This is a genomic window from Methylobacterium sp. B4, assembly GCF_003201865.1.
Taxonomy (GTDB): domain Bacteria; phylum Pseudomonadota; class Alphaproteobacteria; order Rhizobiales; family Beijerinckiaceae; genus Methylobacterium.
Map to the genome: position 1 here is coordinate 13,285 of NZ_QJJJ01000033.1, position 19,597 is coordinate 32,881.

20 protein-coding genes are annotated in these 19,597 nt (G+C 67.2%); 7 read left to right on the forward strand and 13 right to left on the reverse strand.

The genetic code is table 11. From position 1 onward, the window contains the following. Positions 1–168 precede the first annotated feature (168 nt). From BY998_RS22450 to BY998_RS22475, 6 genes are all read left to right on the forward strand, one after another. Positions 169–420 (forward strand): hypothetical protein, encoded by a 252-nt coding sequence (locus BY998_RS22450; protein ID WP_110353917.1) that lies wholly within the window; start codon positions 169–171, stop codon positions 418–420. 170 nt (positions 421–590) lie between these two features. Continuing rightward, complete coding sequence (locus tag BY998_RS22455; RefSeq protein WP_110353918.1) at positions 591–1,679, forward strand: helix-turn-helix transcriptional regulator; 1,089 nt, start codon at positions 591–593, stop codon at positions 1,677–1,679. Positions 1,680–1,893: 214 nt separating this feature from the next. Continuing rightward, on the forward strand, positions 1,894–2,784 hold the full coding sequence (locus BY998_RS22460; protein WP_110353919.1) for an SMP-30/gluconolactonase/LRE family protein: 891 nt from the start codon (positions 1,894–1,896) through the stop codon (positions 2,782–2,784). A gap of 63 nt (positions 2,785–2,847) precedes the next feature. Beyond that, on the forward strand, positions 2,848–4,686 hold the full coding sequence (locus BY998_RS22465) for a glycoside hydrolase family 15 protein (RefSeq protein WP_110353920.1): 1,839 nt from the start codon (positions 2,848–2,850) through the stop codon (positions 4,684–4,686). A 414-nt stretch (positions 4,687–5,100) separates the two neighbouring features. Continuing rightward, a complete protein-coding gene (locus tag BY998_RS22470; protein WP_110353921.1) occupies positions 5,101–5,991 on the forward strand; it encodes an alpha/beta hydrolase in 891 nt (296 codons plus the stop codon). Positions 5,992–6,253: 262 nt separating this feature from the next. After that, on the forward strand, positions 6,254–6,721 hold the full coding sequence (locus tag BY998_RS22475; protein WP_110353922.1) for a hypothetical protein: 468 nt from the start codon (positions 6,254–6,256) through the stop codon (positions 6,719–6,721). A 365-nt stretch (positions 6,722–7,086) separates the two neighbouring features. Here BY998_RS22475 and BY998_RS22480 read toward each other — a convergent pair whose 3' ends face one another. From BY998_RS22480 to BY998_RS22540, 13 genes are all read right to left on the reverse strand, one after another. After that, entirely contained in the window at positions 7,087–7,287 is a 201-nt protein-coding gene (locus BY998_RS22480; RefSeq protein ID WP_110353923.1) for a hypothetical protein, read from the reverse strand. Between the two features lie 51 nt (positions 7,288–7,338). After that, complete coding sequence (locus tag BY998_RS22485) at positions 7,339–7,593, reverse strand: hypothetical protein (protein ID WP_110353924.1); 255 nt, start codon at positions 7,591–7,593, stop codon at positions 7,339–7,341. A 449-nt stretch (positions 7,594–8,042) separates the two neighbouring features. Next, a complete protein-coding gene (locus BY998_RS22490; RefSeq protein WP_110353925.1) occupies positions 8,043–9,281 on the reverse strand; it encodes an ammonium transporter in 1,239 nt (412 codons plus the stop codon). A 153-nt stretch (positions 9,282–9,434) separates the two neighbouring features. Further along, positions 9,435–10,463 carry an urea transporter gene (gene yut, locus BY998_RS22495; RefSeq protein ID WP_110353926.1) on the reverse strand — a complete coding sequence of 343 codons (1,029 nt, stop codon included), beginning with the start codon at positions 10,461–10,463 and terminating at the stop codon, positions 9,435–9,437. Between the two features lie 15 nt (positions 10,464–10,478). After that, on the reverse strand, positions 10,479–11,414 hold the full coding sequence (locus tag BY998_RS22500; protein ID WP_110353927.1) for an urease accessory protein UreD: 936 nt from the start codon (positions 11,412–11,414) through the stop codon (positions 10,479–10,481). Positions 11,415–11,418: 4 nt separating this feature from the next. Further along, on the reverse strand, positions 11,419–12,066 hold the full coding sequence (gene ureG, locus BY998_RS22505; protein ID WP_110353928.1) for an urease accessory protein UreG: 648 nt from the start codon (positions 12,064–12,066) through the stop codon (positions 11,419–11,421). 20 nt (positions 12,067–12,086) lie between these two features. Continuing rightward, positions 12,087–12,767, reverse strand: a complete 681-nt coding sequence (locus BY998_RS22510) for an urease accessory UreF family protein (RefSeq protein ID WP_110353929.1) — start codon at positions 12,765–12,767, stop codon at positions 12,087–12,089. A gap of 41 nt (positions 12,768–12,808) precedes the next feature. After that, the gene (gene ureE, locus BY998_RS22515) at positions 12,809–13,456 is read right to left on the reverse strand and encodes an urease accessory protein UreE (RefSeq protein ID WP_110353930.1); all 648 of its coding nucleotides are present in this window, start codon (positions 13,454–13,456) and stop codon (positions 12,809–12,811) included. 23 nt (positions 13,457–13,479) lie between these two features. After that, on the reverse strand, positions 13,480–13,863 hold the full coding sequence (gene crcB / locus BY998_RS22520) for a fluoride efflux transporter CrcB (protein WP_110353931.1): 384 nt from the start codon (positions 13,861–13,863) through the stop codon (positions 13,480–13,482). Between the two features lie 10 nt (positions 13,864–13,873). Next, on the reverse strand, positions 13,874–14,257 hold the full coding sequence (locus tag BY998_RS22525) for a CrcB family protein (RefSeq protein WP_110353932.1): 384 nt from the start codon (positions 14,255–14,257) through the stop codon (positions 13,874–13,876). A gap of 61 nt (positions 14,258–14,318) precedes the next feature. Beyond that, positions 14,319–16,037: an urease subunit alpha gene (locus tag BY998_RS22530; protein WP_110353933.1), complete on the reverse strand. Its 1,719-nt coding sequence runs from the start codon at positions 16,035–16,037 to the stop codon at positions 14,319–14,321. A gap of 36 nt (positions 16,038–16,073) precedes the next feature. Then, a complete protein-coding gene (locus tag BY998_RS22535) occupies positions 16,074–16,484 on the reverse strand; it encodes an urease subunit beta (RefSeq protein ID WP_110353934.1) in 411 nt (136 codons plus the stop codon). Positions 16,485–16,508: 24 nt separating this feature from the next. Continuing rightward, complete coding sequence (locus BY998_RS22540; RefSeq protein WP_110353935.1) at positions 16,509–16,811, reverse strand: urease subunit gamma; 303 nt, start codon at positions 16,809–16,811, stop codon at positions 16,509–16,511. A gap of 867 nt (positions 16,812–17,678) precedes the next feature. On the opposite strand from BY998_RS22540, the gene BY998_RS22545 reads away from it, so the two are divergent. After that, positions 17,679–19,541 (forward strand): TonB-dependent receptor, encoded by a 1,863-nt coding sequence (locus tag BY998_RS22545; RefSeq protein ID WP_245421707.1) that lies wholly within the window; start codon positions 17,679–17,681, stop codon positions 19,539–19,541. Positions 19,542–19,597: the final 56 nt, after the last annotated feature.

Here is a 19,597-nt window from a genome sequence, read left to right on the forward strand (position 1 = left end):
GGCCCCAGGGGGCAGGCCTGCGGACCGATGAGCCTGCCGCGCGGCGCGGAATGTCGGCCCGGCGGGTCCGGCCGAAGCCCCATGGCCCGAGCCGGGCGCTGAACCGATTTCTGTGATCGTGCGTTTGATGATCCAACTCGACAAGACATCGGAAAGAGGAGCATTTCGATGCGCAAGATTCTGGTCGCTACGGCTGCCCTGGGCACGCTGCTGGTTCTTGATGTTCCGAGCTTCGCACAGGGATTCCGCGTCGGCCCCGGCGGCGTCGAGATCGACGACGGCCGCGGCTATCGCGAGGAGCGCGACGAGCGACGCTACCGCCGCATGTGCCGGGAGCTTCGCGACCGCTGCGAGAACAGGGACATCTACGGCGAGGAAGGCCAGGGCAATTGCCGGCGCTACCGCCGCATGTGCGGCTGAGCGCGACGATCCCGGTCGTCGCTTCCACGGGCGCCAGGCGGGCACGGGAGCCGAGACACGGCGCCGACACCCGACCTCACTTGGGAAAGGCCCGACGATGAAGGTGGAATCGCGGGGCGGCCGGACCGTGCCCGCGGGTCGAGACTTCGGTGACGGCTTCAGGAAGAACGATGTCGGCCGATCCTGAGGATCTGATCGATCGCGTCTACGAGGCGGCCGCCATTCCCGAACTCTGGCCCTCGACATTGAGCGCGATCGCCCGGTTCGGCGGAGGCGGCGGCGGCCTTCTGTTCACCAGCCAGGGCCTGGACTTCCGCTACGTCGCCTCGCCCGAACTCGAAGGCTACATGGAAGAATTCATAGCCGACGGCTGGGTAGCCCAGAACGACCGTCCGGCCCGGCTCTTCGCCAAGCAGCATCCGGGCTTCCTGACCGACCTCGACGTCTACACGCCCGAGGAACTCGACACGAACCCGGTGTTCACGGACTTCCTCCGGCCGCGCGGCTACGGCTGGGGTGCGGCCACGGCCATCACGGTGCCGAGCGGTGAACGGATCGTCTTCGATGTCGAGCGGGCCTACAGGGACGGCCCGGTCCCGGCCGACATCGTCGCGCGGCTCGACGCCATGCGGCCGCACCTCGCCCGCGCCGCGACGCTGTCGGCCCGCATGCGCCTGCAGGCCGTGCAGGTGGCCGCCGATGCCCTGGAGATGGTCGGCCTCCCGGCTGCAATTCTCGGTCGTCAGGGGCAGGCCCTGGCGATGAACCATAGCTGCCAGGCCCTGCTCGGCACGACCGTTCGCGACGGTCCCCGTTTCGCGCTGGCCGACCCGGCCGCCGACCGCCTGCTGGCGGAGGCGCTTCAGACGCTCGCGGCGGTCGGGCTGGCGAGCACGCGATCCATTCCCGTCCCGGCCAAGGAGGCCGAGCCGCCCGCCGTCGCCCATGTCCTTCCGGTCAAGCGCAGCGCGCGCGACCTGTTCACAGCGGCCTCGGCCATCGTGGTCGTCACCCCGCTGGCGCAGGACCGGCTGCCCGGCCTCTCGGTTCTGGAAGGCCTGTTCGATCTGACGCCCGCCGAGGCGCGGGTCGCGCGCGGCATCACGGGCTGCCGCACGGTCGAGCAGATCGCGGCGGAGTCCGGCACCTCGCCGCAGACGGTGCGCTCGCAGCTCAAGAGCGTGATGGCCAAGACCGGCGTCAACCGTCAGGTCGAACTGGTCCGCCTGCTCTCGGGGGTCGCACTGCCGCGCTCGTGAGGCTTCGGTCGACGACAAGGGCGCGGGCGCCCTCGCCCTGGCGCGGCCGGTTGGAGTCAGGAGCGCACCATCACGACAAGACCCGCCACGTGCGGATTAAAACTCAGTTCTGGACGTAACCAAGACGACAACAGTCGAGAAGGCAGCAGGACAAGAAGCGGGAACTGATTCTTCATTGGAACGTAAATTAGCGTTCTTCCGGAGAAGCCCTGCATTGTCCGATCCATCGATCCGTGTTCTCGATCCGACGCGATGCCATCTCGGTGAGGGGCCGAGCTACGATCCGGCGACCGACACGGCGTGGTGGGTCGACATCCTCGAATGCCGGCTGTTCGAGAGGCCGCTGGACAATCAGGCCGGCCCGGCCCGGATTCACGCGCTGCCGAAGATGGTCAGCGACGTCGCCGCGATCGATTCAGGCCGGCAGCTGCTCTCGGCGGAGGACGGGCTCTACATCCGCACGGTCCGGGACGGACGGCTCAGCCTGTTCTGCCCGCTGGAGGCAGAGGATGCGGGCACCCGCTCCAACGACGGCCGGGTGCATCCCTGCGGCGCCCTGTGGATCGGCACCATGGGCCGGGACGCCGAGGCGGGGCGCGGTGCGATCTACCACGTCGCCGGCACGCGGGTGACGCGGCTGTTTGCCGGCCTCACCATCCCGAACGGCATCGCCTTCTCCCCCGACGGCGCGACCGGTTACTTCGTCGACACCGACGAGGGCATACTGCGACGCGTCGCCCTCGACCTCGCCACCGGCCTGCCGGTGGCCGAGCCGCAGACCCATTACGATCACAGCGACGGCGAGGGCGGGATCGACGGCGCCGCCGTGGATGAAGAGGGGCTGATCTGGACCGCCCGCTTCGGCGGGGCCTGCCTCGACGCCTACAGCCCCGCGGGCGCGCGGGTGCGCACCCTGGCGGTCCCGGTCCGCCAGCCGACCTGCCCGACCTTCGTCGGGCGCGGTCTCGACCGGCTGCTGGTCACGAGTGCCTACGAGGGCATGGACGAGGCCGAGCGCGCGGCCGATCCCGAGCACGGACGCACCCTGCTCGTCGATCCGGGCGTCCGCGGCCTGCTGGAACCGCCCTTCCGCCTCGACGCCTGACCGGCGCCCTGCCCTCTCCCTCTCGAAGCAGGGCGTCCCGAGCACGGCGCCCCAGGAACGACCATGGCCGATCCCCACGACCGCCCCTATCAGCCGATCGAAGCCTATGCCCTGCTCAGCAATTGCGAGGGCTGCGCCCTGGTCGCCCGCGACGGCGGGATCGACTGGGCCTGCCTGGAGCGCTTCGACGACGACCCCGCCTTCTCGCGCCTGCTCGACCGCTCGCGCGGCGGCCACTTCACGATCCGCCCGACGGAGCGCTTCGAGACCGCGCGGCAATATCTGAGCCGCAGCAACATCCTCGAGACCACTTTCACGACGCAGACGGGCTTCGTCACCCTGCACGACTTCATGGTCGGGCCGGAGGGCGGCGAGGGGCGGCCCCGGCTGGTGCGCCTCGTCACCGGCGTCTCGGGCCGCGTGCCGATGATCGCGCAGTACCGGCCGCTTGCCGGGTTCGCCGAACGCTTCGCCTCCTTGAGCATAGACCGGGGGCGCGTCACGGCGGAGGGCTGCCCCGGCCTCGTCTCCGACGCCACCTTCGCGATGGAGGGCGAGGTCGCCGCGGCGCGCTTCACCGTGGAGGGCGGCGAGGAGCGCAGCTTCGCGCTCTATCTCCAAGCTCCGCCCGAAACCTGCCCGGACGCCCGCGCCCTGATGGAGGCCACGCGCCGCGGCTGGGTGCTGTGGACGCAGGATGCGGCCTATATCGGCCCGCTGGCGGGCGAATTGATGCGCTCGGCCCTGGTCCTCAAAGCGCTGACCTATGAGCCCACCGGAGCGATCATCGCCGCGGCGACCACCTCCCTGCCCGAGGAGATCGGCGGCATCCGCAACTGGGACTACCGCTTCTGCTGGATTCGCGACGCCTGCCTGTCCTTCTACGTCCTGAAGAAGTTCGGGATGACCCGCGAGGCGGAGGCCTTCTTCGGCTTCGTCACGGCCTTGTGCGAGCGCGAAGAGGGCCGGCTGAAGCCCCTCTACAGCATCTCCGGCGAGGCCGATCTCCGCGAGATCCAGGTCGAGCATTTCGAGGGCTGGCGCGGCAGCGCCCCCGTGCGCCACGGCAACGAGGCCGCCGAGCAGCATCAGGCCGACGCCTACGGGCAGGTGCTCGACCTGCTCTATTTCCACGAACGCCTGGGGGGCACGATGCCGGAGGCGATGCGCGCGCACGGGGCGCGGCTCGCCGACGTCTCGGCGGCCCACTGGCACAAGCCCGATGCGGGCCTGTGGGAGCCGCGCAAGCCCGAGCAGCGCTATCTGCACGCGGCGATCATGAACTGGGTCGCCCTCGACCGGGCGATCCGCCTGTTCGGCGAGCGGGAGGAATGGTGCCGGGAGCGCGACCGGATCGTCGCCTGCGTCAACGGCGAGGGCATCCACCGCGACGGCTACTACCCGCAATATATCGGCGGCGAGGCGGTCGATGCCGCCCTGCTGATCGCGCCCATGGTCGGTTTTCCCGTGGACGAGGCGGCCTTCTCCCGCACCGTGGACACGGTGATCGAGCGCCTCGGCCACGGCCATCTCGTCTACCGCTACAAGAACGACGACGGCCTGCCGGGCCACGAGGGCACCTTCCTGCTCTGCGCCTTCTGGCTCGTCGACGCACTGCTCTGGCTCGGGCGCGAGGCGGAGGCCCGCACCCGCTTCCAGGCGCTGCGGGCGATGCAGAACGATGTCGGGCTCTACGCCGAGGAAGCGGCCGAGGACGACACCTTCCTCGGGAACTTTCCGCAGGCCTTCAGCCATCTCGGCTTCATCCACTCCGCGCTGATGCTCGACCTCTACGAGCATGGCGGGCGCGACGCGGTGCGCGGCACCTACGCCGACCGCTCGCTGCGCGAGACGGACAGCCGCCGGGCGCCCAGCATCGCGGGGGCCGAGGCGGGCGCGTGAGGATCGGCATGCCTCGCATAGGCAATGGCGATCACCCGGTACCGTTTCCGCCTCATCACCTTCGATTGCCAAACTCCGTCATCGCGAGCGGATGCGAAGCGATCCAGGGGCGCGACCTCTCCGGATCGTGCGGAGCGTTGGATGGCTTCGGCTCCGCCTCGCCCTAACGATCAAAGGGAAACGGTCCGACCTCCGTCCATTCCTCACCCACCATCGGACGGAGCCAATCGGAGATTCCGGCTCCGGCCGGCAGTCCGAGACACGCCCCTCAAAACACCGTCTCGCATCCAGGCGCGATGACGAAGGTCATCCCGATGACGGACTTGCGCCTGCAACGAGCTTCACAGGAGGATGGGCGGCGGTTTCTCTGCCCCCGCGGATGAGACCTGTCGTGCAGCCGGATCGGAGCGAGAGATGCCGCCATCCGAGATCGACCTCATCCGGGCCCGCCTCGCGGCGCATCCGAGGCCGGCCGACCTCGCGGCGCGGCGCGCGCGGATCGACGGTCTCGGAGCAGGCTACGGGCTGCCGCCGGACGTGGTGGTCGAACCGGTCGACGCCCAGGGTGTGCCCGCGGAGTGGACGAGCACGCCCCTGGCGGGTGGCGGGCGCGTCGTGCTGTTCCTGCATGGGGGCGGCTATGTCTCCGGCTCGCTGACGAGCCATCGCCACATGGTCGCGCAGGCCGGGCGCGAGGCCGAGGCGCGCACCCTCGCGCTCGACTACCGGCTCGCGCCCGAACACCCGTTTCCGGCCGCCCTCGCGGATGCGCTCGCCGGGTACCGCTTCCTTCTCGACGCGGGCGTCGCCCCGATCCGGATCGCGCTCGCGGGGGAGAGCGCGGGGGGCGGTCTCGCGCTCGCGACGGCCCTGTCGCTGCGGGAAGCGAGGCTGCCGCTGCCGGGTTGTCTCTGGCTGAGTTCACCCTGGACCGATCTCGCCCTGACCGGCGCCAGCCTGGAGACCAAGGCCGCCGTCGACCCGCTGCTCGGCCGGGCCTACCTCGCCGAACTCGCAAGCCTCTACCTCGACGGCGCCGATGCACGGAATCCGCTCGTCTCGCCGGTCCACGCGAACCTCGCGGGCCTGCCGCCGATTCTAATCCAGGTGGGCTCGGCCGAAACGCTCCTCGACGACTCCGTGCGGCTGGCAGCCGTGGCCGGGGCGGCGGACGTGTCCGTGCGCCTCGAGATCTGGCCCCACATGATCCATGCCTGGCATCTCTTCTACCAGGAGGTGGCGGAGGGGCGGCGCTCGCTGGCGCAGGCGGGGGCCTTCATCAAGGCACATCTCCCCGACGGCTGAAGGCGAGACGCCCTGCCCCCCGGCCGCGGTGCTTCGCGGTATCGTGGATGGAGGCCTCGTCCCGATCGGCCCTCCTCACCGCGCTGTTCACGGCGTTCAGAAGCCCGCTCCAGGGATCCTCCGGCGATACTGCCGCGTGGGCGGAGCGGAGGCCGGAGTCTGAGATGCCGATCGGTGTTCCGATCCGAACCGGCCGAAACCCGTTATCCGTCGGGCCGCTCGAACCGGGCTGCCGCAAGACAGACGATGGTGCGAAGCATCGATGCCGACCGTGTTTCTCGACTGCGATGGGGTGCTGGCCGATTTCGATGGGGGCGCCTGCCACGTGCTGGGGCAATCACCCGAGGCGTTCCAGCGCCGCTTCGGCCTGAAGCAGTTCTGGAGCCGGCTGGCCGCGGAGCCGGACTTCTTCGCAAACCTCCCGCTGCTGCCGGATGCGCGGGATCTCTACGAGGCCGTCCGCGCCTGCCGGCCCGTGATCCTCACCGGGGTACCACGCGGGAATTGGGCCGAGCCGCAGAAGCGGCGCTGGGCGGAGCGCCACTTCCCCGACACGCCCATGATCACGACGAGCGCGGCACTCAAGCGCGAGCATTGCCGCCCGGGCGACGCCCTGATCGACGACTGGGACAGTCACCGCCACCGCTGGGAGGAGGCGGGCGGAGTCTTCATCCATCATCGCGACGCCGCGTCATCGATCCAGGCGTTGCAGGCGCACGGCTTCCTCTGATGCCCGACGCTACGGCCGGGCGTGCAACCGAAGCCGCAACCCGTGACCCCACGGACCGTAATCCGGATAAAAAATTCCAGCCCTTGGGCCAGGAATGAAGAAAAATCTTGCTTGTAAGCGCGTGCCGCGGCGCGTAGACCGCTGGCGACAAAACAGAAAGAGGCCGCCCCAGCGAGGAGGCGGCCCGAAGTCTTGGGAGGAAACGCTCAAGAAGAGCGGTAAGACCGCGACGCCATCGCGATCTCACGTGATACAAAATTAATTGGTGCGCCGCACATAGCAACCCCCATCAGGGGCGATTGCCGATGCATGAATCGCATCGCTCGTGCTTCGCGTGCGCCAGCGCACCGTAGCCTGTCCGGGGGCTACCCGGTTTGCACCTGCCGCTGATCGCTTTCCAGCTGCCGCAGCAACTCCGCCAAGCGCGGATCGAGCACCTCGTCCAGCACCGGCTCGTACAGCGCCTCCAACTGCCGCCCGAGCCGGAGCCGCGTGCGGGCGTCGAGGATCGGACCGCGCTCGACCATGGCGATCGGCGGCGGAAGCGCGTCAGGATTGGAGCTCATCGGGGACCGGCGCTCGATAGGGGCATGAGGCGGCTGCGGGAAGCCTTGCGATCAGCCGACCGCACGATCCGCATTCCTGCCCGGCGAGGGCATGCGCAGGCATTCGGTCTGCAAATCGAGGAGATAGGCGGTCAACCGATTGCGGATCCCCGGATCGGCGCAGGATACCGCCAGAGGCACCGGCAGCGCGTCCCGCGGGATGGCGTAGATGACCGCTTCGGCGTAGCCGGCGGCGCCGCGCTCCGAATCGACAGCCAGACGCCTCGTGCCGGTAGGCAGTCCGATCGTGATGGTGATGGCGGCCACAGCACTCTCCGCGCCTGCATGTGCTGAGGGGAAACTGTCACAGACTGCCTTGGTTGCCGAACCGTTGAGGATCTCGCCGGAAAAGAGATCCGTGTAAGTGACAACGGTTCGCCCGGGTCGGCGGCGGCGCCCGGTTCGCGCGAGAGCACAGGTCGTTCGGAGTTTGGGCGAACGCGCGGAGGCGCGGCGCGGATCGACCCCGAAGATCGGGTGCGGCGGGCGCAACGCTCGTGCACCGCCCGCCCGAACTCGGCCGCCATCTCCGGTCCGGCCGGTGTGCCAATTCAAGGATTGCGAGAATTTGCGCTTGTCGCAAACCGCTTGATAGAGACCGCAGTTCCAGCGGCAGCGCCTCGCCATTCGAGCCGTTCCGGTGCGGCAGAGGCGGCAGAGGCGGCAGGATGCAGCGCCCGTGACCCGCCCCACGAGGGGCGTTGGCAGCAGAGACGCTACTTCGGGAGGGTGCGATCCATGTTCCACAAGTTGAAGGCGCGCTCGCCGAGCATCGTGTCGAGGCCCTCTTCCTGGATTTCCTCCGGCACCCGCAGCGTCCCGAAGGAATCCAGGCCCTTCAATATGATGAGAGTGACGGCGGAGGCATAGGCGCCGACGATGGTGACGGCGAGGAGCTGGACGCCGAATTGGTGCAGACTTGCCGAGACCTGATTGATGTGCGGGCTGGCCAAGAGGCCGATGAGCAGGGCCCCGGTCAGGCCGCCGACGCCGTGGGCGCGCCAGACTTCCAGCGTGTCGTCGATCTTCAGCCACCTCTGGACGTACTTCGCAAAGTAGCAAGCCGTCGCGCCGATGGCGCCGATCGCCAGGGCGGCGATGGGCTCGACATAGCCGGAGGCCGGCGTGATCGTCGCGAGCCCCGCCACCGCGCCGACGAGGACGCCGGAAAAGGACGGGTGCTTGGTCTCGCGCCATTCCCAGAACATCCACACCAGCATGGCGATGGAGCCGGCGAGCATGGTGTTGGTGAAGGCGTAGGCCGCCAGGGCATCCGCCGCGTAGGCGCCGCCGGCGTTGAAGCCGAACCAGCCGAACCAGAGCAGACCCGCGCCGAGGGCGACCAGGGGCAGGCTGGCCGGCGCAGATTCGGACTCGCCCGGCGCCACTCTCCTTTTGCCGAGAAACTTCGCCGTCGCCAGCGCGGAAAACCCCGCGCAGGTGTGAATGACGATCCCGCCGGCGAAATCGACGACGCCCAGCTTGGCCAGGAAGCCCCCGCCCCAGACCCAGTGCGCCGCCGGAACATAGACGAGGATGGTCCAGGCCGTGATGAAGAACAGGTAGGCGCCGAACTGAAAGCGCCCGACAAAGGCGCCGGTCATCAGGGCCGGCGTGATGATGGCGAACATCATCTGGTAGGCGAAGACCATGATGAAGGGGATGTTGGGGGCGTAGGTTGGATTGGGATCGATGCCGACATCGTACATGCCGAAATAGAACGCGAAATTCCCGATCGCGCCGCCGATATCCGGACCGAAGGCGAGGCTGAAACCTCCGAACACCCAGATCACGCCGACCACACCGATGCAGATGAAATTCTGGATCATGACGGACAGCACGTCGCGCTGTCTGACGAGGCCGCCGTAGAAGAGGGCAAGAGCCGGCGTCATCATGAGGACCAGCGCGGTGCACAGGAGGATGAAGGCCGTGTCGCCGGCATTAATGCCTTGCATCGCGTGCTCCTTGAACGGTGCTTCTCGGAAGGGGGATGTGTCGGCTTTCGCGGTGCAGAGCATCGTCGGTCCGGCAAGACGGTGCCGATGGATCGAAACGGGATCGATGCCGTGCCTTCGTTCGGGGCGTCCGGATCAGGGCGCTCCCGGGTGTCACCGTGCGGGTCCGGCTGCGTGGGCTGGGAGCTTGCCCGGCACCTTGCCTTGGTCGTCGATCATGGAATCGGCGACGGGTCCGTGCGGATGGGGCGCCATCAGCTTCTTCGGCGCGATGAAGAGGTACATCGTCAGCACGTAGGGGGCGGTGAAGGACGGGATGCCCGCCGGCGCGACCATGACGTCGAGAGCGCCCTGGACGAAGACGGTCATCACGGTGGCGAGACCGGCATAGACCGCCACCCGCGGCGAGGGCGTCAGGAAGACGGCGCCGACGGCCATCGCCGTCAGGACCGGGCTGAAGCCGTAGAGGCCCTGGCTCACGGCCGTTGGATCGGCACCCATCGCGATCGCGACGACTATGCTGATCAGCGACCCGGCAACGGCGGCGATCCCGGCCGGGACGGAGGCGATCAGGATGCCGGCCAGGAGGATGGCGCCGCTGACGGCGCTACCCAGCAGGTAGACCTGCGCGATGTTGCGGAAAAAGATCGCGACGAGGTCCAGCGGCGCCGGAATGCGAGTGAGACCGCGCGCGACGTCGCCCGCAAGCTTGGGGGCATCGCCCGTCACGTGCAGGCCGCCGAAGGAATAGGCTGCGGCGACCATCAGCCAGCCCGTCAGCACGAAGGGGCCGGTCGAGCCGGGAATGCCCCATTTGCCGGTGAGCGTCGCGCTGAAGGCGGCGGTGAAGACCGTGCTCGCCGCCGCGCCGATCACGATCGAGGCCCAGAGTTGGGGCGAGGCTGAGATGAAGGTCGGAAGCGCGGCGCCGACGAGAACGCCGTTGAATCCGTAGAGACCGGAGGAGACGGACGTCTCGTCGCATTCGAGGAGTCGTGCGGTCAGCGTTGCGACGAGGACGCCGATCGCCGCCCCGATCGTGGTCGCCCAGACACCGCTGACGGTGGAGGCATAGGCCATCGCGGCGAAGAACAGCATGCCCGTCAGGGCATTCTCCATGAAGAAGACCTGGCTCGTCCCGCGCAGCGACTGGACGAGAAGGCTGGTCTTCGCTCGCGGCATGGGTCCGGTCCTCGCTCAGCGCCAATAGGGTTCGGCGGGAAGGGACCGGTCGCGCGCCTCCTCGCGCACGATGCGCCAGAACCGGCGAACCTCGCTGCGCACGTCGTAGGTCTCGACGCCGACGGCGCGCAGCATCAGCCCGACGGCATTGGGCAGGCGGCTCACGCCGGACAGCGCCCGCGGCGCATCGATCGGGAAATGGGTCTCGAACCGTTCCTTGATGCGCGCGGCCGTCTCGGGAGGCGTGACGCAGAGGATGTTGGCGAAGGCGTCGAAGCCGCGCATCACCGCCGCAAGGGCGATCGTCGGATCACCCTTCTCAATCAGGATCTTTTCCGCGAACAGCTTGTGCCCGCCGGGCCGGCGCAGGCTCACGTCCATCGACAGCAGGTCGAAGCCGAAGCGCTCCTCGACATGATGATGCTTGCGGCCGGCGAGAACCATCTCGCCGTAGAGCAGGGTGGCGTCCGCCGCGACGACGAGGTCCGTGCGCGAGAGGAAGCGCGAGCCGCGATAGGGAATGGTGAAGTCCGGCAGGTATTCGAGGTAGCCGCCGGCCTCGACGGTCACGGTCTGATGCTGCGAGGCGTAGTTCGCGTCCATGCAGTGGATGCGGTTGGCGCCCTGGGTGGAGATGTGCGCGCAGGCGCCTTCCCCCACCGCGATGTCGATCGTGTAGCGGTCGCCCTGGAGGATGCCGCCGCCGACCGAGATGATCGGGCAGACGGGCAGTTCGGGCATCGCCTCGTCCCAGTAGAGCGCCTGCTGCACGAGCAGCGGCGCGACCCGGTAGAGGTCGTGGAGCACGGAGCGGCGATCGCGCAGCGAGAACCCGAGGCGCAAGCGTCCGACCTTGCCGGGTGCCCCCGCCCGCATCTGCGCCGGCTCGGTCTGGAAACCGCGCAGTTCGCGCGCCGTGTCGATGAGGCCGAGTGACTCGTGCGGGGTCATGGTCTCACGCGCTCGCCGCGAGCGGAGGACTCGTCCTCACGTCGAACAGCGCCATGTCGAGAATGAGCCGGAGGAGGTCGTCGACGCCCTCCCCGGTCTTGCAGTTGGTGAAGAGGAACGGCTTCTTGCCGCGCATGAGCCTGGAGTCGCGCGCCATGACGTCGAGGCTCGCGCCGACATAGGGGGCAAGATCCCGCTTGTTGATGACGAGGATGTCCGACTGGCAGACCCCGGCGCCGTTCTTGCGGGGGATCTTGTCGCCGGCGGCGACGTCGATCACGTAGATGTAGAAGTCCGCCAGCGCCGGGCTGAAGGTGAGCGTGAGGTTATCGCCGCCGGATTCGATCAGGATCACGTCGCTGTCGGGATACTTGTCTTCGAGCTCCTCGACCGCGGCGATGTTCATCGACGGATCTTCGCGCACGGCGGTGTGCGGGCAGGCTCCGGTCTCGACGCCGACGATCTTCTCCTCGATCAGCACGCCGTGGAGGGTACGGCGCACCTGCTTGGCATCCTCCGTCGTCACGACGTCGTTGGTGATGATCAGCGGCTTGATGCCCAGCGCGATCAGACGCGGCGTGATGGTTTCGATGACGGCCGTCTTGCCCGAGCCGACCGGGCCGCCGATGCCGATACGGGTGATCTTCTTCATCTCGATTTCCTTTGCCGCACTCAATTCATGAACAGGCGGACATGGACCGTGGTGTGATGAGCAACGAGCGCGTCGAAGACCGGCGCGAAGGCGGCCATCTCGTCGAGGGCGAGATCGCGCACGGCGAGGTAGTCGTCCTCGACGCGGCCCTGGGCGGCGAACAGGATGCGCTGGGTCTCGAAGTGGTCGATCCGCATCAGGCGGAGCGCGGCGCTCAGGATCATCGAGGCCATGCCGTACTGGTGGACGACGAAGGCTTCCGTCTCGTCCGCGCCGAGATGTGCGAGGGTGATCGCCTGACCGATCGGCAGGCAGCCGGGGGTGGCGTCCGATCGGATATCCGCGAGCCAGCGCTCCAGCACCGGTGAGAGACTGATCCTGAGCGCCAACTCGGCGAGCTTCTTGCCCATCCGCGTCAGCATCAGCTGCTGCTCCTCGCCGACGCGGCGGCAGAGCAGTTCTCGGTCGGCCGTGACGATGCCGGGATAGTCCTCCGCCAGGGCGGCGCGATGGGCGTGCAGCAGCGCGACGCCATCCACCCGGGCGTTCTGGTGCAGAACGAGTTCGACGAGGTGCAGCAGGCTGCTCGCGTCGCTGACGATCCCCGTCTGCAGCGCGGATTCGAGGCCGTTCGAGAAGGCGAAGGAGCCAACCGGCAGCGTCGAATCCGAGAATTGCAGCAGGCGCGCGAGATGAGCCATGCCGCGCGGTGCGAGACGGGCCCTCGGCTCACCGTGCCGCATCACGCCACCGGATCATGGTGATGGTGATGCGCGTGCGGATGGCCATGATCGTGCGCGTGATCATGGTGATCTCGGGCCTGTGCAGCCTCGTGACCGCCGTGATGGTGGTGCGGGGTGGCGTCGGCGCCGGCGAAGAGCAACCGGACCTCCTTGGCGTCGAGCTTGGCCGCCACCTCCTCGCCCGGGGCGAAGCGGGTCTTCACATGCGCGAAGGCGTGCGTGCGCATGACCGAGGCCATCACCTTCTGATCGACCGAGAGCGGCACGTAGACCGTCGACCCCTTGATCACGGCGGGCCAGTGCTGGTTGCCGAGGCCGTGCCCGAGTTCGAAGCAGGCGCGCAGGATCTCGTGCGGTGCGAGGCGCTCCAATCCCTCCAGCTCGATGACCAGCACCTCCTTGAGGGCGATCCGGGCCACGACGATGAACCCTTGCGCCGCGTCGTAGTGGAGCACGTCGCCGTCATGCAGGTGCTCGGAGCGCGGCAGTGAAACCGCCAGCTCGACCCCGCTTTCGCTGGCCTTGCGAAGACGGCTCTTGGGCGCCTCCCATTGCTCCAGCACCAGCGGATCGATTCGCGCCTGCCGCGCGCGGTCCTTCCAGACGGGATCGCCAAGATGCCCGAGTTTGTGTTCGACGAGGATCATTCGTCTCTCCCAACGGACCGCGCTCACACGCGGCGCAGGCGTTTCCCGGATGCGATTCCGAGCCAGATCGCGGCGTAGCCGACGATTAGGCTGGACAGGCAATAGAAGACGGCAAAACCAACTTGTCCCGGCGACGAGGCTTCGGAGACGATGCCGTAGACGAAGCTCGAAAATGTCGACATTCCACCGGCGAAGCCCGTGCCGATCAGGAGCAGGTACTCGTCCGAGACTTGGTTCAGGCGATGAAGTTCGAAGACGGCGCCGAGGCAGAACGAGGCGAGGACGTTGGCCGTGAAGATGTCGAGCGGAAAGGCGCCGCTCTGCTGAGGGATCAGCAGTATGAGGAATTCGCGCGTGATGGCGCCGAACCCGCCACCGATGAAGACGAAGACGGCCCGCGCCCCCATGACGGCCCGCCTACGATCTTGCGAGGGCGACGCCCGCCGCCGCGGCGCAGAGGCCGATGCCGACGGACGAGACGAGGTACAAGGCGGCCAGCCCCTGGCGATGCTCCATCGCCATCTGCGCCGTATCGAGCTGCATCGAACTGAACGTCGTGTAGCCGCCGAGAAAGCCCGTCAGCACCAGGGACGACACCACGTCCCCGTGGCGCTGCTGCCAGCCGATGGCGAGCGCGGCGGAGAGGTAGGCGATCGCGAAGGCGCCGGTGACGTTGACGAGGAGGGTGCCGAACTTGAAGCGCGCGGGGATCGCGCGGTCGATGAAGCCGCCGAGTTGCCAGCGCAGCAGAGAGCCGGCTCCGCCGCCGAGACCCACCCACATGATGTCGATCGGTTTCATGAACGCATGGACCGGGCTGTGAGCCGGCGGCGGGAGGCGTTTCCCACCGCGCGACGGGAAGTCAGCTGAAGAAATGGAGCTGCGCGAGCGGAAGATGCGTGGCGGGCTCGATCGTGGCGTGCTTGCCGTCGACGGTCACCGCGAAGGTCTCCGGGTTGACCTCGATGACCGGGAGCCGGCCGTTTCGAACCATCGACGCCTTGGTGATGGTGCGCGTGCCGTAGACGGGCACGACCTTGGACGTCAGCTCGTAGCGATCCGCGACCCCAGCCTCGTAGGCGGCATGTGACGTGAAGGTCACGCGCGTCTTGGCCACGGCCGGGCCGAGAGCGCCGAACATCGGACGATAGACGACCGGCTGCGGTGTCGGCAGGGAGGCATTCGGATCTCCCATGATCGCCCAGGAGATCATGCCGCCCTTGATGACCATTTTCGGCTTGGCGCCGAAGAAGGCCGGTTTCCAGAGGACGAGATCCGCCATCTTGCCGACCTCGACCGATCCGATCACGTGAGAGACCCCCGCCACGATGGCGGGATTGATCGTCACCTTGGCGACGAAGCGCAGCACGCGCTGATTGTCGTTGCCGGATGCATCCCCCCGATAGGCACCGAGCCGCGCCTTCATCAGATGGGCCGTCTGAATGGTGCGCGCCCAGTTCTCGCCGACGCGGCCCATGGCCTGGCTGTCGCTCGACAGGATCGAGATCGCGCCGAGATCGTGCAGGACGTTTTCCGCCGCGATGGTCTCGGCGCGCACGCGGCTTTCCGCGAAGGCGACGTCCGTCGGGATCTTCGGGCTGAGGTTGTGGCAGACCATCACCATGTCGAACAATTCCGCCTGCGAATTGATGCCGTAGGGCATGGTCGGATTGGTCGAACTGGGGATGACGTTGGAAATGCCCGCCACCCGGATGATATCCGGGGCGTGGCCGCCGCCCGCGCCCTCCGTGTGGTAGGTGTGGATCGTGCGCCCTTCGAACGCGGCGATGGTGCTCTCGACGAAACCCGCCTCGTTCAGGGTGTCCGTGTGGATGCAGACTTGGACGTCGTGATCGTCCGCGACGGTCAGGGCCATGCGGATCGCCGCCGGCGTGCTGCCCCAGTCTTCGTGAACCTTCAAACCCATCGCGCCGGCCCGGATCTGCTCATCGATCGGAAGGGGCGCCGAGCCATTGCCCTTGCCGTGCACGCCCGCATTGACCGGCCAGGCGTCGAAGGAGCGGAGCATCATCTCGATGTTCCACGTGCCCGGCGTGATGGTCGTGCCGTTGGTGCCGTCGGACGGGCCGATGCCGCCGCCGAACAGTGTCGTCACGCCGTTGCTGAGCGCGGCCTGGGCCTGCTGCGGCGAGACGAAGTGGACGTGGGCGTCGATGCCGCCCGCGGTCAGAATGAGGTGCTCACCGGAAATGGCGTCCGTGCCCGGTCCGAGCGCGAGCCCCCGTGTCACCCCCGACATCGTCGAGGGATTGCCTGCCTTCCCGATCCCGACGATCTGGCCGTCCTTGATGCCGAGATCGGCTTTGATGACGCCCTGGACCGCGTCGAGGATCGTGACATTGGTGATGACGAGATCCGGTGCGCCCGCCGCACTGGTCAACTCGTTGTCGTAACCCATGCCATCCCGAAGCGTCTTGCCGCCGCCATAGACGGCCTCCTCGCCATAGACGCGAAGATCCTTCTCGATCTCGATGTAGAGGTCCGTATCGGCGAGCCTGATCTTGTCGCCTGTCGTCGGCCCGTAGAGATCCGAGTATTGCCGCCGCGAGATTTTGCTCATCCCAGCGCTCCAGATTCGGCTATCGAAGGGGGCAGGTTACGGCTTGTTCTTGAACCCGTAGCGATTCACCCGATCCAGCGCGTCCGACAGGCGTGGGCGGTAATCGTCGTAGGTTTCGTCGCCGACCCAGCCGTCGACGAGGCCGTTGAAGCCGAGCACCCGCTGCTTGCCCTGATAGGGAACGAGCGAGACCTCCCTCTCGTCTCCGGGCTCGAACCGCAGAGCGGTCGTGGCCGGGATGTTGAGACGCTTGCCGAAGGCTTGCTCACGATCGAACTCGAGCGAGGCATTCACCTCGAAGAAATGGTAGTGCGATCCGACTTGGATCGGGCGGTCACCCGTGTTTCGGACCTTGATCGCCGTCGTCGGATATCCGGCATTGATCTCGATATCCCCTGCCCCGAAAATGATTCCGCCAACAGGCGTCTTCTTCTGGGAAGGACTCATTGCGCCACCTCCTGACATCTCGATCTACTTGATGGGAGCATGCACCGTGATGAGGCGCGAGCCGTCCGTGAACACCGCTTCGACCTGAACGTAGGGAATCATCTCCGCGACGCCGTCCATGACGTCGTCGCGCGTGATGGTTTTGCCTGCGAGCTCCATCACTTCTTCCAGCGTCTTGCCGGCGCGGGCGCCTTCCAGCGCGGCAACGGAGATGAGGGAGACGGTTTCCGGATGGTTGAGCTTGAGCCCCTGGTCCCGACGGCGCTGTGCGACCTGGGCGAGCATATAGATCAGCAGCTTGTCGGTTTCGCGTTGAGTAAAGTGCATGGGCGGCTTCCCGAGCGAAAACGGCCTGCCTTGGAAGCCAAGTTACTGGCACCCAGATAAAATCTTGCTTTCAACCTATAGCAGCAACGCAACGATCATGGCTAGCCCTGCTCGAAAATTGCGCGATTACTGATACAATTGTTCCAATTCACCCAAAAGTTGTTGCAGTTTATGGGAATTCTGCATGAGCTTGACCATTCTCGATGCTTTCAACATCCTCCGACATCGAATTCTTTCGACCCATCGGCGTCGAACCGGCACCAAATCGCGACTCTTGAGTTGTATGGCTAGCTTTGCCCCGCACCCGAGCCCGGACGTGGACTGAGTGTCCGGGCTGCGGTGACCGTTGGTCGTCGGGCGAGGCGGGGCTCACCTGCCACGCGTCTCGAACACTTCGAGACCGGAGGTTGGCGCGCGACGAATGCGGCGCCGACATCTTGAACGAGGCCATTTCGCCAGGACGCTCGCTCTCGCGCTGCGGCAGCCCCGTGCACGAGGCGTGGGACCAACACTGCTCTCGTCGTGACGAAGCGCGAGTATGAAAAATTGTCGGCTTGCGCATACCCATAATTTGAAGTTTAGTAACGACAGATAACCTAATGCCTGGGTTGCACGATGTCGCCGTTTCTGACGCGCCTGCTCGCATCGGCCAGCGCTCTCGGCCTGAGTACGCTCCCGGGTTACGCACGCGATGCGACCACGGTGGAGTTGGAGGAATTGCAGGTCAGCGCGCAGGGCGGTTCCGCAAATTCCTCTGCGACGGTCTCGGGTCCGGCCGCGAACGTAAAGACGCAGATCTCATCGTCGGTCCTGGCTCTCCCGGGCAACAGCACGGTGATTGATGCCGCGGAAATCGCTCGCCTGCCCGTGCAAAGCTACGGCGACCTCTTCCGTCCCGTGGCAGGCTTCGATGTCTCGAATTACGGCCAAGGCGGCGTCGGATACGGCATTGCCCTGCGCGGCTTCAGCGATGCCGAGCACGGCCGCGACGTCGCCGTTTTCATCGACGGGGTACCGATCAACGAGGTCTCTTCGATCCACACCCCGAACTATGTCGACCTCAATCCGCTGATTCCGGAGACCATCCGCTCCATCAGCATCGTGCGCGGGCCGTTCTCGGTGGAAGCGGGCGACGCCAATCTCGGCGGCTCGATCTTCATCGACACCAAGCGGGCCGAGCCCTTCTCGACCATCGGCGCGTCGGGCGGCTCTTTCGGCACGGGGCGGGGGCTTGCCACCTTCAGCCAGCTCGGCCCTGGGATTCAGCCCTTCCTCGCCTACGATGGCTACGGCACCGGGGGCTACCGCGAGAACGGCGATCTCGGTCGCTACAACGCCTTCAACAAGGTCACCATCCCCCTCGATCTCGGCTCCAGCCTGTCGCTGCGGGTGCAGATGTACGGCACGCGCTTCGGGCAGCCGGGTTACCTGGATCGCGACCTCGTGCGCGCCGGTTTCGTCTCGCCGCGCGCCGCGACCAACGTGACCGATGGCGGCGGCAAGACCCTTCAGACCTTCGTGGCCAATTACGTCAACGGGCTGCCGGACGACGAGTTGTCGGCGCTCCTCTATGCCAGCCACGACGTGTTCAGCCGCTTCTCGGATTTCGGCGCCGGCCAGCGTGGACAGGTCGAGGAACGGCAGACCGTCGGCGGGCGCATCCGCAAGGTCTGGACGACGAGCCTGTTCGACGTGTTGCCGACCCAGTTCCTCGTCGGCGGCGATTGGCGGAGCGATGCGCTCGACGTGAACACCGGCCCCTCGGTCGCGCGCAGCTTCACCGCGCGCACCCTCGATCTCGATCTGTTGCAGCACAACCTCGCGGCCTACGCGCAGGTGCAGGTCAAGCCGACGCCCTGGCTGAAGCTGACCGGCGGCGCCCGCTTCGACCAGTTCTTCTACGATGTGCGCAACAACCTCGACCCGGCCCTGTCTCCCAAGGTCAGCCCCAACGTGGTCTCCCCCAAGGGCGGGGCGGCGCTCACGCCCTTCGATTGGCTGGAGCTGTTCGCCAGTTACGGCCAGGGCTTCCGCAGTCCCTCGGCCTCGAGCGAATTGACGAACAATCCCCGCCTCACCCCGCTGACCATCGAGAGCACGGAAGGCGGCGGCCGGCTCGTGTTCGACCGGTTCAGCCTCCTCGGCACGGTGTTCTTCACCGACATTGCCAACGAGGTCTTCCAGCCCGCGCCCGGCCTGCCCGTGCAGAACCTGGGCAAGTCCCGCCGCGACGGCTTCGAGGTCGAGGCGAAGCTGCCGGCCTATCGGGAAGGTCTCGACCGCGTGGCGTTGTTCGCCAACTATTCGGGCGTCTCCGCCCGACTGCTCAACGGCGCGCCATCGATCTTCATCCCCAACGTGCCGGCCTATCTCGCAACCGTCGGCGCCGAGTTCGACATCGGCGCACCGGTCTCCCTGTTGCCCCGCGGGCGCCTGACCGGTGCGGCCTACCTGTCCTACATCGGCGCCAAGCCGCTGACCGAGGATGGTGTCTTGCGCTCCTCGCCCTATCCGCGGGTGAGCGGCCGGATCGCCTACGTCCACGAGAGCGGCTGGACGACCTACGGGCAGGCCACTTGGTATCCCGGCGACCGCACCAGCGAGAGCATCTTCAACTTCGGCTCGTCGGTCTCCGCCGCAGCCGCGGCGATCTTCACCAGCCCGCAGCCGCGCCTGACGCTGCTGGCCGGTCTCACCTACGGCTTTGCAACAGGAGCACCTTTTCGATGAGACGGACCGCCCTCCTCACCGCCCTGCTCGCGCTGACCGCGCCGGCCGCCGCCCAC